The organism is Tritonibacter scottomollicae, from assembly GCF_003003215.1.
GTDB lineage: Bacteria > Pseudomonadota > Alphaproteobacteria > Rhodobacterales > Rhodobacteraceae > Epibacterium > Epibacterium scottomollicae.
Map to the genome: position 1 here is coordinate 301,070 of NZ_PVUF01000002.1, position 15,658 is coordinate 316,727.

Here is a 15,658-nt window from a genome sequence, read left to right on the forward strand (position 1 = left end):
GCGCTGCGGCAGCAAGGTTGCAGCGAATTCGCACCAGATCCAAGCGGCCAGATGACGCCAGCCAGCCGAGGGTGTGTGGAAACTCTTTTGATATTTCGGCTTTCAGGGTTTTCTACTGGTTTCTTTTGGGTTTTCCGGTTTCTGGGCTATTTCGGGGCACATTTCGCCGGAGGGAGGCGGAAACCGAGCTCTCAGGGCGTTTTCTGCGGTGTAATTCGAGCCGGACGCCCGGGTTTAGGCCGGGATGGCGGTCAGAAGCCCACGTACCCCGATCAAGGAAATCATCCGTTTGATGTTATAGGCGAGGACATGGAATGCCATCTCGGTTCGGACGTTCTTGAGCGTTCGCATCCGGAAGTGCGTCGCTCCCATCCAGGCCTTGATCGTGCCGAACGGGTGCTCGACGGTCGAGCGGCGGAGGCCCATCAGGGCCGGGGCGCGGATCAGGCGGTCGCGCATCTCGTCGACCAGATGTTCGTGCTCCCATCGGGTGATCCGGCGCTCCTTGCCCGTGGTGCAGCGCGCCTTGACGGGGCAGCTCAGACAGGCGGTGGTCCAGTATCGCCGCGCCACCAGGCCGCCCTCTTCAGTCGTGTAGCGATATGACAGCGTCTCGCCTGCCGGGCATTGGTAGTTATCCGCATCCGCGTCATAGGCAAAGTCGGCCTTCACATACTTGCCCTTCTTGCGGTTGCCCGAGGTCTCAGGCCGGGGGAGGGTCGTGGTGATGCCATCCTCGTGACAGGCCAGAATTTCCCGGCCGCTGAAATATCCCTTGTCTGCCACCGCGCTCATTTCGTCGCGCACGAGAGCGGCCTTCGCCGCCTTGGCCATCGGCGACAGTTGTTCACGGTCGTGCCCGGCATTGATCACGTCATGCGTGACAATCAGATGGGTCTCGGTATCCACCGCCGACTGGGCGTTGTAGCCAACAAAACCGCTGCCTTTGGCGCTGGTGGCCATCGAGCGGCAATCCGGATCAGTCAGAGAGATCTGACTGTCCGGGCACTGTCTGAGCGCCTCACCCATGTCCACCAGGCGCTCGATCTCCTGCCGGATGCGCTCGCAGCGTTGCGCCAGGTTGGCGATCTTCTCGGCCCGGACCTCACCCTCTTCCTGACGGTCGATCCGGACCATTTCATCAAGATAACGCTGAATGCTCGCGACCAGATGGGCGGTGCGGCTGGCGATCTTGCCCTTGGTGAAATTCTTATCTCGATTGTTGACCGCTTTGAATTTGGAGCCATCAATGGCGACGCAATCCCCCTTCAGCACCCCGATCCGGCGACAGAGCTCGACGAATTGCGCACAGGTTCGCCGAATGGCGGGGCCGTTATCGCGGCGAAAATCGGCGATCGTCTTGTGGTCCGGAGCTAACCGCCCGGTCAGCCACATCACCTCGACATTGCGACCAGCCTCCCGCTCCAGCGCGCGGCTGGAGGGCACGCGATTCAGATAGCCGTAGATGAACAGCTTCAGCAGCACCGATGGATGATACCCAGGCCGCCCTGTCCGCGCCGGCAAGGTTCTCAGGAAACCGATCTCTCCAAGATCAATCTCCTCCACAAAGAGATCAATCACGCGAACCGGATTGTCCTCTTCGATCCAGTCCTCAAGCCGGTCTGGAAAAAGCGTAACCTGACCCCGCTCCACACTCTCGATATATCCCGACATGCCTGCCTCCAGCCTTTGCATAAAATATACATCATCTGGAGTTTCCACACACCCTCAGCCCAAAGGCGACATTCGTTCTGCAGTTGCATCTGATTGCCCTGCCTACTGGCAGGGGCGGAAAGGGGTCATTCGCTGCGGAGCTCATGAAGGTCTGCAGTGCCCCATTTTCCTTTTTTAAGTGCAACGACGCTCGACAAAAGGCACCACCGCAGTCAAACTTATGTCGGAGCGGACAGACCTTAAGTTGCAGTCTTCCCAATTGCAGAAATTTAGCGAGAACGTATGGAGCGTTGCGTTTGGAACTTATTAAAGAAATTGAAATTCGTTATTTTCGGAGTTTTTATAAATTTCGGCTGAAAGACCTCGGCGACCTAAGCATTATTTTTGGGAAGAATGACTCAGGGAAGAGTAATGTGGTCCGCGCCCTAAACTTGTTCTTCGCAGGCCGCCCAGAACACTCTCACCCATTCGACTTCCCTATCGATTTCTGTGAACAAAGACTCTCGGAATCAGAGGTCGCCGACGATGTTCGGAAATTCCTTTATGTAAAAGTGACTTTCAATACGCCCTCGTCCTACAGAAAGTCACTCGGAGCCACCTTCTCGATAAAACGACAATGGACTGTCTCTCGCGGCGCCGACTACAACGAAGAAATTTCGCGACACATTCCAAAGCAGAAGCACTATCTTGTTACCCGACTGCTCAACAAAATTAAATTCATCTATATCCCCGCCATTAAGGATCTTAGTATTTTTGAAATGCTGCTCGCCAGCATCCACGAAACAATCTCCGAATCCGCTGATTTCACCAAGGCCATCGGCGACTTTTCGAACCAATTGCAGAAAATGACAAGCGAGATGTTTAAGGGTCTTCCTGAAGAAGTATCTTCAAGCACCAAAATCGGCGCACCAACTCAATTGAGTCAGTTGTTCCAGACACTCGACTTTGAAACACTCGCCAATGGCGAATTGACGCCCAAGTCTCTCACCCGTCAGCGAGGAGATGGCGTCAAGGTTCGGCACATTCCAGAATTGCTGAATTTCATTTCTGAGAAAGACAAATTTGATTTCCATATCTGGGGCTTTGAAGAACCTGAGAACTCTCTCGATTTCGTTGCCTCACAGTCCGAAGCTTCTCGAATGCTGGCGTTGGCAAAGGGTGATCGCGTCCAGGTGATAATGACCACTCACAGCCCATCCTTCTACCTGCTGGATGACCCTTCTGTGGCGAAGTATTATGTCAGCAAGAATTCAAAGGGGCTTTCCACTCCCACACAGGGGAAGGACTTGAAAGAATTTGACGCCCAAAGTGCGCTTCAAGATGGTTTCTACCTCCCGGCGGTGGCGGAAGCCGTCAAGCAAGTCGCCGAGATTGAGGCCCGCGCCAAGCAAGCCGAGGAGGCTGCGACAAATCTAGCGCAGGAACTCGCGGAGATCACAACGCCCGTCGTTTTGACCGAAGGCCGAACCGACGCCAAGATTTTGCTTTTAGCATGGGAAAAGCGGCGCGGAGGAACGCCGCCATTTCAAATACGGAGTTGTGAAACGGGCGGGGAACAGGCCGGTTCAGGAAACGGCGGCGCGGGCAGCTTGGCTCTGCGCGTCAAGGCCATCGCGGCCGATCACCCCAACACCGTCGTTGCGCTGTTCGATAGAGACCCTGAAGGCATCGCAGCATACAAGCTAGACAAGAATTTCGTGGAGTTCGATGTTGTAGGCCACAAAGCAAAGCGCGGAATGCATGGCAAATCCTACGCAGCTCTTCTGCCTGCGCCAGATTTCAGAGATGATTGCGCAGCGTACCAGAATCTGCCGATTGAATTCTTGTTTCGTGACGAACACTTAGGGAAATCCGTGGATGGAAAGCGACTCGCCCTCAAAGGCAAGAAGGCCAGCACTATGGTAGGAACCCAGAAGGTAGAGAAACCACTTGATGACGTGACACATTTTAAAGACGTTGGAAATGGGAAAACTGACTTCGCAGAAGTGATTGTTCCGAGCTTTGACGCTGAAGCATTCGATGCATTTGATCAAGTTTTTTCGATTATCGAAGGGTTAATTGCGTTTGAAGCTGCTCGTGTTGATTGAAGCCTGCCTACGTTCCTTAGTTAAAGTCGTGACCTTTAGAATATGCAGCTATAGTGGTCCGCGTTTTGAACCATAGTTTCTACTTTTGAATTGCAGGACATGGCTGTGATCGGTCATCCGCCGCACATCGCACGAATGACCGGAAAGGGCCGGTCTGGTTCCGATGGGCGAAGACGGTTCGCAACTTTGCAGCGGCAGCTTCCTGCGCTTCGCTGCCCCTGGTGCTGACCGCAGCATACGAAAGAGCAGCCGCCGCTTACTGAATGGCAGCTTTCGGGAACTCGTCGCCTTACAGCAGAGGTTTCGCTGCACCTCGCATGAATGTCGTAGTTGGGCTGACACCTGCTATTCACCGAGTGGGATTTCAAAGTCCGCTTTCGCGGCATAGCCCATTCCGGCTGCTGATCAGACTGTTCTGACAGGTTTATGAAAGTACTGGGCTGGAAGCTCCTATCATCATGGATGATCGCTGCCCTGCATGGTGGCGGCGCAATCTCTCTGGTTTGTGTGACGCTCTCGGGCATCGGTTGCGGGCACGCCCAGGAAGGGGCATGTGGAAGGTCAATCTCAACTCCTGTATCGGCATGATATGGTTTACCAGCTGCCCCTTACCGTCACACCACTCCCCCGCGAGACATTTCCCTCGTTCTTTGCTCGGCTCGCTGCCGCCAACGGCACCGACGCCATCAGCTTCGCGATGGATATGGGGGGCAGCCTGAAGCGCGTGGTTCATCAGGATGCGGAAATGGTCAAATTGGTGGGCCAACTCGCGGGGATCACTGATGAGGAGATGACCACACTCCTGTCGTGGACGGGGGAGCCTCTGGGCGATGTTCGGATGCAGTATCGCGGAGAGGTGTTTGTCTCACGCGCGGTCAGGAATCCCGTGGTGCGTGGCTGCTTGCGGTGTCTTGCAGAGCAAGCAGCCGCGCCCGGTGTTCCCCTCGCAAACATGGCCATGCAAGGGCATTGGCTGTGCCGTGGCGTCGACATCTGCATAACTCATCAGCAGCCTCTTGTCCCGCTCTGGACAGAAGGCAATCCCGTACGTCGTGAAGACATGGGCGCACACCTGCGCACACTGTTGCCAGACCTGACATCAATGACAGCAAAGACTGAATGCGTCGCGGTCAGCGCCTACGATGCCTGGCTCGACAAGCGACTATCCGAGAACCAAGATCTGACATGGCTGCGGACCCAGACCAGCTTCGCGGGCATGACCATGTGTCTGGCGCTCGGCGAAGATATTCTCCGGCATCAAAGTCTGACCCCCAATGACCGCGCGGCCAAGGCAGCCGGATTCGGTGTCATCAGCTCCGGGCCGGACGCAATACGCGCCACGGTGCGCAGTCTTCTCCGCAGGGACGACGGCACGCTCACAATCTCAAAATCCCCCCTGAAGAGCCTATCTTACACACTTGTCGAGGCCTACCCGGACAGCATGGAATTCGACGACTTCCGGCAAATCATTCGTGATGAACTGATGACCTTCTGGCCCATCGCGCCGGGAGACACACTCCTAGGGCAAGTGGTGGAGACGCGCCGCTTCCATACCATCGCCAGTGCTGCTGAAGAGACAGGACTGCACAAAGGGCTGCTTCAGGACATACTGACCGCTGAGGGCGTCTTCGACCCGACACAATGTCAGCAGACGCACCCCCGGACCTTCGACGCAGAGGCCTACGCGGCCTTCCTTGCGGAAATCCCGCATCTCGTTCCCGGGTCCGACATAATGACGGAACTCAGCGCGACCGAAACGGAGTTCGAAGCACTTTGTGCAGAGGGCGTGCTGCGACCATACCTCAAGACTGCGAAGGTCCTGAACAGGTGGCGGCGGGCTGATGCCACTGCATTGCGCGAAACGCTGACGTCGCGCCTCAGAAAGAAACAGGCCTCGCGGAACGCCGACACACTCCTGATGACCAGGCGCGCGCTTGGGGTGCGGCTCACCGCGCTGATCGCAGCCATTCAGGACGGGCGACTGGCCGCCTTCCGCCACGATGATCAGGAAGGTTTTCATGCGATCAGGGTCGATCGAATGGACGTCGAGGCACTGATCAAGACCTTGCCGCCAGACGTGCTCATCGATCGGCCTGAAACCAAGGTGATCAGTGCCAGCGTCTTCGGAAAGCAGATCGGTCTGGTCGAACCGAAATACATGGTGCGGCTTGTCGCGACAGGTCACAGTCCGGGCACGGAGATCACGAACTCGGTCACGAAGCGCAAGCAATGGTCACTTGCGGAAGATGACATTGCTGCCTTCCACAAGCGATTCACGACAACCGCGCTGCTCGCGAGGAAGGCAGGCGTTCACCGTCGGACGATCACCAGCCAAGTCCAGCACCATGGCACGCAGCCATTCTCCGCTGGCGACGAGGTCTTCGAGGGCATCTACCTGCTCTCAGATGTTCAAGAAATCACGAAAACCAATTGAAATCAGAGCAATAGGGCCCGCGTGCCAAAACTCTGGACAAGCGAAAAACGTGCTTGACAGCCCTTGCGCAGGCTTATGCTGTCGTTTGCGCATTCATATGCTTTCTCTGACTGAACATAGGGAAATGGTGACCCCGGCAGGATTCGAACCTGCAACCTGCCCCTTAGGAGGGGGCTGCTCTATCCAGTTGAGCCACGGGGCCGTTGGGGGAGGCGATAGCAAATAGCCATTCCCACCACAAGCTTCATGCCGCGCGCGCAAGGGCCATTGTGTCCCTCTGCGGGACTGGCTAACCTCGATGCAACAAAGCAAAGAGGCCAAGCACGTGACCAACGACTCCAAGCGTCCGCTGACGCTGCGCGATGTTTCCGACGCCACCGGTGTGTCGGAAATGACCGTCAGCCGTGTACTTCGCAACCGGGGGGATGTGTCAGAGAAGACCCGTCAGAAAGTGTTGCTTGCCGCAAAGGAACTTGGCTACGTTCCCAACAAGATCGCCGGCGCTCTGGCCTCCAAGCGGGTGAACTTGGTGGCCGTGATCATTCCATCGCTGTCCAACATGGTCTTTCCGGAGGTCCTGACAGGGATCAACCGAGTGCTGGAGGATACCGAGTTACAGCCCGTGGTCGGTGTCACTGACTATCAGCCTGAGAAAGAAGAAAAAGTTCTCTACGAGATGCTGTCCTGGCGGCCGTCCGGTGTGATCATCGCAGGTTTGGAGCATACCGACCCAGCGCGCGCGATGCTGGCGGCTGCTGGCATCCCCGTGGTCGAGATCATGGATACCGACGGGAACCCTGTGGATTCCATGGTCGGGATTTCCCATCGTCGTGCAGGGCGAGAGATGGCCAAGGCAATCCTCAAGGCGGGGTACCGCCATATCGGCTTCATGGGTACCAAAATGCCGCTGGACCATCGCGCCCGCAAACGGTTCGAAGGGTTCACCGAAGCGCTGGCGAAAGAGGGTATCGAGATCGAGGATCGCGAGTTTTACTCCGGCGGTTCAGCGCTTGCGAAGGGGCGTGAAATGACGCAGGCGATGCTTGAACGCTCGCCTGAACTCGATTTTCTGTATTACTCCAACGACATGATTGGCGCCGGCGGGCTGTTGTCCTTGATAGATCAGGGAATCGACGTGCCTGGCCAGATTGGCCTCGCAGGCTTCAACGGGGTCGAATTGCTAGCGGGTTTGCCGCGTCAGCTGGCTACGATGGATGCGTGCCGTCAGGAAATCGGCATGAAGGCCGCGCAGATCATCGCGGCGCAACTCGAAGATCCGGATGTGGAGCTTGAGAAGCATGTGACGCTGACGCCGACGATTTCATACGGCGATACGCTGAAAAGACGCTGATTCAAATCGTTTGGATGAAGAAAAACGCGCGACCCTGATGGGGCGCGCGTTTCTTTGTTGGATGTGTGCACCGTCAGTAGAGCAGCATCAGGGGCAAGAGTGTGATCACAGGGAACAACACCAAGATCACCACCCGGATCAGATCGGATCCGACGAAGAACATGACTGCCTTGTACGTGTCCACCATGCGCGATTTGGGATCCATCGCATTGATGACAAAGAGGTTCATTCCCACGGGCGGCGTGATGAGGCCAACCTCGACGACGATGAGCGTCAGAATGCCAAACCAGATGGCGACATATTCAGTCTCCAACCGGTTTGCGATGCCTTGCGTCACGCGAATGCCGAGTTCTTTCATTTGCTCGCGGGTCAGCTCTGCGCCATTGGCGATCGCGTCCTGAATCGAGACGAGCATTTCTGCACCCATGCCCTCCGGCACACCATTTCGAAGGACCTCCATCGCGGCCTCCGCCTGCATGGCAGGGAGCGATACGAGGCCGAAATCCATTGCCGAGATCACCGGATAGAAAATCGGGATTGTCAGCAGGATCATCGAAAGGCTGTCCATCAGGCAACCCAGGAATAGGTAGAACACAAGGATCAGTGCGAGGACCATCCATGGGCTGAGGCCTTGCGCGACCACGAAGTTTGCCAGTTCCTGTGGCACCTGCGTCAAAGCGAGGAAGCCGTTGTAGAAGGCGGCACCCAGCACAATGAAGAAGATCATCGCGGTGGAGCGTGCGGTGACCAGAAAGCTATCGGTCAGCGTGCTGCGAGTCAGGCCTCCGTTGGCCAACGCGATCAACCCGGTTCCCAACGCGCCCACTGCCGCACCTTCGGTCGGGGTGAACCAACCGGCGTAGATACCACCCACCACAAGGCCAAAAACCAGAAGCACCGGCCAGACTGCGATCAGCAGCGCAAACCGTTCGCGCCACGGGATCGGTTCCCGGGTGCCCGCGCTTTCAGGGAAGAGGCGCACGTAGACGGAGATTGCGATGACATACCCGATTGCTGCCAGAAGGCCGGGAATGAAGGCCGCGAGGAACAGCTTGGCGATATTCTGTTCGGTCAGAATGGCGTAAATCACCAAAACCACAGAGGGCGGGATCAGGATGCCGAGGGTGCCGCCGGCCGCCAGTGTAGCGGTGGAAAACCCGCTGGCGTATCCATAGTTCTTCAGCTCGGGCAGGGCGACGCGTCCCATGGTGGCGGCGGTCGCCAGTGAGGAGCCGCAAATCGCGCCAAAGCCGGCACAGGCACCGATGGCGGCCATGGCCACGCCGCCTTTGCGGTGGCCGATAAAGCCTTCGGCGGCCTTGAACAGAGCCGTGGACATGCCGCCGAGGGTCGCGAATTGCCCCATCAGGAAAAACATCGGAATGATCGACAGCGAATAGGAGGAGAAGGTCGAGTAGGTCTCGTTCTTCAGGCGGCCAAAAGCCACCAGGGTGTCGCCAGTGACGGCAACCAAACCGCCCAGCCCGACCAGGAACATTGCCAGACCGATCGGAACACGCAGGAAGATCAACCCCATCAGAACGGGGAAAGACCAGATACCGATTTCGAGTGCGCTCATGATTGTGTCTCCACGCCGTCCTGGACGAGGATCCGGCCAGTAAGGGCTTCGATGCTGCGAACAGCGGCCATGTATATTCCGACGATTGCGGCCACTACAGCGGCCACAAGGCTCGTGCCATAGGCCCACCAGGTGGGGAATTCCAACAGGAACGACGTCTCGCCATTTTCGAATTTGCTGACCGTTCCAGCGCCAAGTCGCCAGGCAATCAGAACCAGCACAAGGGCGAAGATAATCTCGGTCACCATGCGCAGTATCCGGTTTGCCCTAGGCGGAAAGCTATTGGCAAAGACATCAACCGCTGCATGACCTGCAGTAATCTGGCACAGCGGAATGAACGAGAAGATCGCGAAAGCAACGCCCGCTTCGACCAGTTCGAAATCCCCGTTCACGGGGCCGACATGCGCCGTCATCCAGTCCGCGAATTGGGGCATCATGGCTTCAATCCCGTCGCTGTGAAACACGCCGTTCAGCAGGCGCCCGGCGATCGAGATACAGGTCAGAAGAATGAGAAGTGTCAGGACCGCGCCGCCGATCATCGCCATGATCCGCGCCAGCCCCATCATGTAGTTATGCATGCCTTTGCCCACCTTTGGCTTTATACAGCACCATTGCATGCGACGGGGCCCGCTGCACAGGCAGGCGGACCCCGTCAATGGATGTCTCGATTAGTTCTCGTACTGCGGCGTGTATTTTTCGATCAGCATGGTTGCCTCATCCAGAAGCGCCTGACCGTCGATTCCGCGCTCGGTCATGTCAGCCAGCCAGTTGTCGTAGATGGGCTGGGACCGCTCGCGCCATACGGCGGTCTGTTCTGCGTCCAGAGTGATGACGTTGTTGCCAAGATCCAGCGCATTCTCACGGGCGGGCATGTCGGAATCCGCCATGGTGCCGCCAGCAAAAACAGACATTTCAAGGCCGGAGTTGTCATCGATGACTTTCTGCAGGTCATCCGGCAGGCTGTCATACTTCTCTTTGTTCATCGCCAGAACAAAGGTCAGGGTATAAAGCGCGCGCCCTTCGAACTCGGTGTGGTTTTCGACCAGCTCCGGAACCTTCAGAGAGGTGGTGACTTCCCACGGAATCGTTGTCCCGTCGATCACACCCTTCGACAGGGCTTCGGGGATGGCTGGCACGGGCATGCCAACGGGGGTCGCGCCCATTTCCGTCAGGAGCGCGTTCACGGAGCGCGAGCCGCCGCGAATTTTCACGCCTTCGAGATCTTCTGGCGTCTCGACCGGGTCAGATGTGTGGAACATGCCTGGGCCGTGCACCCATCCCGCCAGGATTTTGAAATCCTTGAACTCGCTGTCCAGCCAATGGGATTCCATCATATCCCAATACGCGTGGCTGACGGCGCGCGCGTTGGTCATCATGAAGGGCAATTCGAAGACTTCGGTCGACGGAAAACGGCCCGGCGTGTAGCCGACGACGGTCCAGACGATATCGGCAACACCGTCCTGCGCTTGGTCGATCAGCTCTGGCGGCTTGCCACCCAGCTGCATCGACGGGTAGCGGTCAATCTTGATCCGATCACCAGACGCCTCTTCGACCTTGTCGGCCCAGACATCCAGGATCAGCTTTGGTACGTTCGCCTGCGCGGGCAGGAACTGGTGCATCTTTAGTGTCACCTCCTGTGCGGCAACGGGCAATGCGCCCATGGCGGACATTGCCAGTGCGGTGGCGGCACCGAGAATTGCTCTGCGAGTGGTCATGCGTTTCCTCCCTTTGACCGGGACCATTTACGGCTCCTCAACGGCAACCTTACCGCATGAGATCTCGATGTCGCGCCCGTTTTTTGAGCACGCATGAAGCTGAGCCATCCAAATGCCCTTGATGCAGGGCTATTAGGTGCTTTTGTAACTATCAACGGAAGAGGTGGGGTGTTTTTGCGCGAATTTCACTTTGGTAGCGGTCACATGCGCCGTCAGGTAGAGGCGCCCACGAAGGCGTGTGGGCGATTGCATTTCAGCCAGCCGCTGGAAAAGTCATGCGCTTTGATCGGGCGACTGAACAGGAACCCCTGGGCTTCGGTGCAGCCGAGCGAGATCAACCTGTCCCGCTGTTCACGTGTTTCAACACCTTCTGCGATCACGTTGATTCCGAGACTGCGGCCCATGGCAATGATCGCTGCGACGATACGATCATCTTTGCTATCGTGGGGCAGGGATTTTATAAAGCGGCGGTCGAGCTTGATGCGATCAATCGGCAGGTCCTTCAGCATCGCAAGAGAAGAGTACCCGGTCCCGAAATCGTCAATGGCAAGGGTCACCTTCAGGCTTCGCAGCTCCTCTATTGTATTCATGGAACTGCGCATACGTGGGAAAAGCGTGCTTTCCAGGACTTCGATTTCCAGTTGGCTCAAATCCAGGCCGTGGGCATCTGCCGTGGCCTTCAGGTCGCTGGCAAAGTCCGGAATCAGCAGCGTGGTTGCAGATATGTTGATCGAAATCTTGCCCGGCGCAAAACCATCATCCTTCCACTGTCCGATCTGAGCGCAGACTTCCTGTATGACAAAATTATCAATCGCTGTGGTCAGACCCACGTCGACGGCGAGTGGAACAAAACCGCCGGGCAGCAACAACCCCTTCTTTGGGTGCTGCCATCTCAACAAGGCTTCGGCACCGATACAGCTCCCGGTGCGCAGGTCAACTTGGGGTTGGTAAAACATCAGCAATTCGCTGTCCGAAATTGCGCGCCGCAGGTCGATTTCCATCTGCAGGCTGTCGCTGGAACGTTGCTCCATGTGTTCGGAGTAGAAGCAAATCTGACCGCGGCCCTTCGCCTTGGCATGGCAAAGCGACACGCCAGCCACCTGCATCAGGCCTCGCTGCCCTTCGCCATCCTTGGGGTATTGAGCGATGCCCATGCTGGCACTTAATCTGCACGTCAGGCCGTCAACGGCAACTTCATCCCCCAGTGTGGTGCTGATATCGTGCGCGATGTTGAGGACGGCCTCAGCGTTGGCGACGTGCTCGACCAGCAGAATGAATTCATCCCCCCCGATACGACCCGCCGTGATGTTCGAGGATTCAACGGTGCGTAATGCATTCGCAAGTCGCTCCAGAACGCGATCGCCGATGTCGTCGCCGAAAATGGAGTTGATATCTCGAAACCGGTCCAGATCGATGGTGATCAACGCCAGTTCAGTATGCGCGGCCTTCGCACGGATAATTGCAAGTTCCACTTGTGACTTCATCGCCCGCCGGGTTGGAAGACCGGTGAGCGCATCGCGCATTTTTGTCTCGACTGAAGACGCTGGTTTTGGCGTTGGCTTGAAGGGCCGGCGCGACCGGAACTCAAAGGTTATATCGGCACCGCCGCTCTCGTTATGAGCGCGCACCGACATGTTTTCTGTTTCTGGCAGATGACCGTGATCGAGTGTTCGTGCCTCGCCGTTCCAGGACCCGCTGCGTCGTGCCTCATCCAACGCGCTGTCCCAGAATAGTCTGCCAAATCCTTTGGCGTGAAGCGCCCAGATGGGTCGTCCCCGGATCTTGGCCAGTGGCAATCCGGTTTCGGACTGGAATTGTGGGTTGGCGTCAATGACACGTGCCTCCGCATCCAGAATGGCAACGCTATCTGTTCCGGGGCGGAACACTGCGATGGTGGAGGTCGCAATAAGAGGCGGCGATCCCTGTTCCGGCACGCGCCGGAGACGTCGAAGAGTCTCTGCGAGGAGCAGTGCAAGAATTATGGCGGCGCAAACTAGATAGAGCACGCCCACAGCCGGTGATTGCTGTGCGTAAAACGCTTCCGTGATTGTGGTTCCAGATGGGGCGGTATGTGCGCCCATGGCGTCGGGGCCGCTTAACCCCGTTTTCTGGTGACTGGCATCGCCACTCTCGGCGCGGGCGGTGTCCGTCGACGCAAACACGAGGGGAAACACGAGAAGCGGTTGAGCGCAGACCGTGCCAATCCGTCGAGAGGCTGTTTTCCACGCCGTCCGTCGCCGCATTCTGCCGCAGAGCATTGATAGCCTCCCGATCTTCTAGAACCGTAGCATCCAAGCTTCACCTGTCAACTGGAGGTTGTTGATAAAAATACCGTTAAATACCCAACGCGGGCGCAATCGCTCTGACCGTGCAGCTTGGGTCTATTCCCCACCCATGGCGGAGCCCTCACGTGGGCGCAGATTCCTCACTCGTTCGGCAGCCAGTTGAATGCGCCAAACACGCAAGTGGAAAATGATTTGATTGACGGGTCAGTCAATAACTAGATAGGGTGCACCATGAACCAAGAAGCCGCTGAAGCAACCACACGACAGGGTCTCGGATCCAGTTGACTCGGCTTGGCGGCAGACAGCAATCATTGCTCTCAACTCTCTCAGAGCCGCCTGCACCCCATTGAGCCACCAGAAAGACGCCCAGATGACATCTCCCAACATCCTGATTTTCATGGTCGACCAGTTGAACGGAACACTGTTTCCGGATGGCCCGGCGGACTGGCTGCACGCGCCGAACATGAAGGCACTGGCACAACGCTCCACCCGGTTCAAAAACTGCTATACCGCCAGCCCCCTCTGCGCACCGGGACGGGCCAGCTTCATGTCCGGACAGCTGCCCTCCGCCACTGGCGTCTATGATAATGCCGCCGAATTCGCCTCCTCCATCCCGACATACGCCCACCACCTGCGCCGTGCGGGCTATTACACCTGCCTCTCCGGCAAGATGCATTTCGTCGGCCCCGACCAGCTGCACGGCTTTGAGGACCGGCTTACCACCGACATCTACCCGCCCGATTTCGGCTGGACGCCCGACTATCGCAAACCGGGCGAGCGCATCGACTGGTGGTATCACAACATGGGCTCGGTCACCGGCGCCGGTGTGGCCGAGATCTCCAACCAGATGGAATTCGACGACGAGGTCGCCTTTCACGCCACCCAGAAGATCTATGATCTGGCACGCGGCAAGGACGACCGGCCCTGGTGCCTCACCGTCAGCTTCACCCACCCGCATGACCCTTACGTGACCCGCAAGAAATACTGGGATCTCTATGAGGACTGCGACCACCTGCTGCCCGAGGTGGGCGACCTCGGCTATGATAATCAGGACGCCCATTCCAAACGGATCTTCGACGCCAATGACTGGCGCAACTTCGACATTTCCGAAGAGGACGTGCGCCGCTCCCGCCGGGCCTATTTCGGCAATATCTCCTATCTCGACGACAAGATCGGCGAGGTGATGGAGGCCCTACGCGGCACCCGTCAAGATCAGGACACCATCATCCTGTTTGTCGCCGACCACGGCGACATGCTGGGCGAGCGCGGGCTGTGGTTCAAGATGAGCTTTTACGAGGGCTCGTCGCGGGTGCCGATGATGATCAGTGCCCCCAACATGACCCCGGAGCTGGTCACCGATCCGGTCTCCAACATCGATGTCTGCCCGACGCTCTGCGATCTGGCCGGGGTCAGCATGGACGAGGTCATGCCCTGGACCGCGGGCGAAAGCGTGGTGCCGCTCGGTCAGGGCGCAGAGCGGCAGAGCCCGGTGGCGATGGAATATGCCGCCGAGGCCTCCTATGCGCCGATGGTCTCGCTGCGGCAAGGGCGCTACAAGCTCAACCTCTGCGCGCTGGACCCCGATCAGCTCTACGATCTCGAGGCCGACCCGCACGAGCTGACCAACCTGGCTGAGGATCCCGCTCATGCCGACGGCTACGCCGCGCTGAAGGCGATTGCCGCTGACCGCTGGGATCTGGATCGCTTTGACGCCGATGTGCGCGCCAGCCAGGCCCGCCGCTGGGTGGTCTATGAGGCCTTGCGTGAGGGCGGCTATTTCCCATGGGACTATCAGCCGCTACAGAAGGCTTCAGAACGCTATATGCGCAACCACATGGATCTCAACGTCGTCGAGGATCAGGCACGGGCGCCGAAGCTGGACACCTGAGCCCGGGGTCACGCGCCTGCTCGCGATTGGGCGTCGGGCGCGTGCTGTGGTATCAGCTTGCGTGCACAAAGCGCTTGCGTCCCGGGCGCAGGGTTTGCAGAAGTTTTCAGCAGACCACATCGGAGGCACCATGGACGATCTGGATCGCCGGATCATCGCGGCACTACAGCACAACGCACGCGAATCCACGACCAAGCTGGCGGCAAAGCTCGGGGTGGCGCGGACCACCGTGCATGAGCGGATCACCCGGCTGGAGGACCGTGGCATCATCGCGGGCTACACCGTGGTGCTGCGCGATCCCGATGAGGGAAATACCGTCATGGTGGTCGTGTTGCTGGAGGTACAGCAGAAGGAAACCGGTCGCATCACCAAGCGACTGGAAGCCTATCCCGAGATCCGCCAGTGCCTGTCGATCAATGGCGAATACGATCTGATGGTCTCGGCCGAAGCGCCGCGGATTGAGGATCTGGATATTCTGGTCGATGAAGTGGGCCGCATTCCGGGGGTGCAGCGCACCAATACGCTGGTGGTCTTCGGGCGTCGGATTGATCGCGTTTGAACGATATGACGATTGATCCGTCATAACGGCGCGAATTTACGTCAGTCCGACAATCCAATCCCTACAAAACGAACAATGGAACCTGC

General features: G+C 57.8%; 10 protein-coding genes and 1 tRNA gene. 5 read left to right on the forward strand and 6 right to left on the reverse strand.

Features of this window, described 5'->3' with window-relative positions; translation table 11 throughout:
* Positions 1-234: 234 nt before the first annotated feature.
* Complete coding sequence (locus tag CLV89_RS05290; protein ID WP_106162726.1) at positions 235-1,674, reverse strand: IS1182 family transposase; 1,440 nt, start codon at positions 1,672-1,674, stop codon at positions 235-237.
* 296 nt (positions 1,675-1,970) lie between these two features.
* On the opposite strand from CLV89_RS05290, the gene CLV89_RS05295 reads away from it, so the two are divergent.
* Both CLV89_RS05295 and CLV89_RS05300 read left to right on the forward strand, forming a co-directional pair.
* Positions 1,971-3,761, forward strand: coding sequence for an ATP-dependent nuclease (locus CLV89_RS05295; RefSeq protein WP_165798089.1), 1,791 nt, complete (start codon positions 1,971-1,973; stop codon positions 3,759-3,761).
* 553 nt (positions 3,762-4,314) lie between these two features.
* Positions 4,315-6,195, forward strand: coding sequence for a TniQ family protein (locus CLV89_RS05300; protein WP_133166702.1), 1,881 nt, complete (start codon positions 4,315-4,317; stop codon positions 6,193-6,195).
* A 125-nt stretch (positions 6,196-6,320) separates the two neighbouring features.
* Here CLV89_RS05300 and CLV89_RS05305 read toward each other — a convergent pair.
* Positions 6,321-6,397, reverse strand: a tRNA-Arg gene (locus tag CLV89_RS05305).
* Positions 6,398-6,520: 123 nt separating this feature from the next.
* Between CLV89_RS05305 and CLV89_RS05310 the strand changes: the two genes are divergently transcribed.
* A complete protein-coding gene (locus CLV89_RS05310) occupies positions 6,521-7,546 on the forward strand; it encodes a LacI family DNA-binding transcriptional regulator (RefSeq protein WP_106162727.1) in 1,026 nt (341 codons plus the stop codon).
* A gap of 73 nt (positions 7,547-7,619) precedes the next feature.
* On the opposite strand, the gene CLV89_RS05315 is transcribed toward CLV89_RS05310, so the two are convergent.
* From CLV89_RS05315 to CLV89_RS05330, 4 genes are all read right to left on the reverse strand, one after another.
* Entirely contained in the window at positions 7,620-9,125 is a 1,506-nt protein-coding gene (locus CLV89_RS05315; RefSeq protein ID WP_106162592.1) for a TRAP transporter large permease, read from the reverse strand.
* Positions 9,122-9,703 carry a TRAP transporter small permease gene (locus tag CLV89_RS05320; protein WP_106162593.1) on the reverse strand — a complete coding sequence of 194 codons (582 nt, stop codon included), beginning with the start codon at positions 9,701-9,703 and terminating at the stop codon, positions 9,122-9,124. The genes CLV89_RS05315 and CLV89_RS05320 overlap by 4 nt, the downstream gene beginning before the upstream one ends.
* A 90-nt stretch (positions 9,704-9,793) precedes the next feature.
* The gene (locus tag CLV89_RS05325) at positions 9,794-10,840 is read right to left on the reverse strand and encodes a TRAP transporter substrate-binding protein (protein ID WP_106162594.1); all 1,047 of its coding nucleotides are present in this window, start codon (positions 10,838-10,840) and stop codon (positions 9,794-9,796) included.
* Between the two features lie 212 nt (positions 10,841-11,052).
* Positions 11,053-12,921, reverse strand: coding sequence for a putative bifunctional diguanylate cyclase/phosphodiesterase (locus tag CLV89_RS05330; protein WP_243394937.1), 1,869 nt, complete (start codon positions 12,919-12,921; stop codon positions 11,053-11,055).
* A gap of 574 nt (positions 12,922-13,495) precedes the next feature.
* Between CLV89_RS05330 and betC the strand changes: the two genes are divergently transcribed.
* Together betC and CLV89_RS05340 are read left to right on the forward strand one after the other, a co-directional pair.
* Positions 13,496-15,013, forward strand: coding sequence for a choline-sulfatase (betC, locus tag CLV89_RS05335; protein ID WP_106162596.1), 1,518 nt, complete (start codon positions 13,496-13,498; stop codon positions 15,011-15,013).
* Between the two features lie 130 nt (positions 15,014-15,143).
* On the forward strand, positions 15,144-15,572 hold the full coding sequence (locus tag CLV89_RS05340) for an Lrp/AsnC family transcriptional regulator (protein ID WP_106162597.1): 429 nt from the start codon (positions 15,144-15,146) through the stop codon (positions 15,570-15,572).
* Positions 15,573-15,658 lie beyond the last annotated feature (86 nt).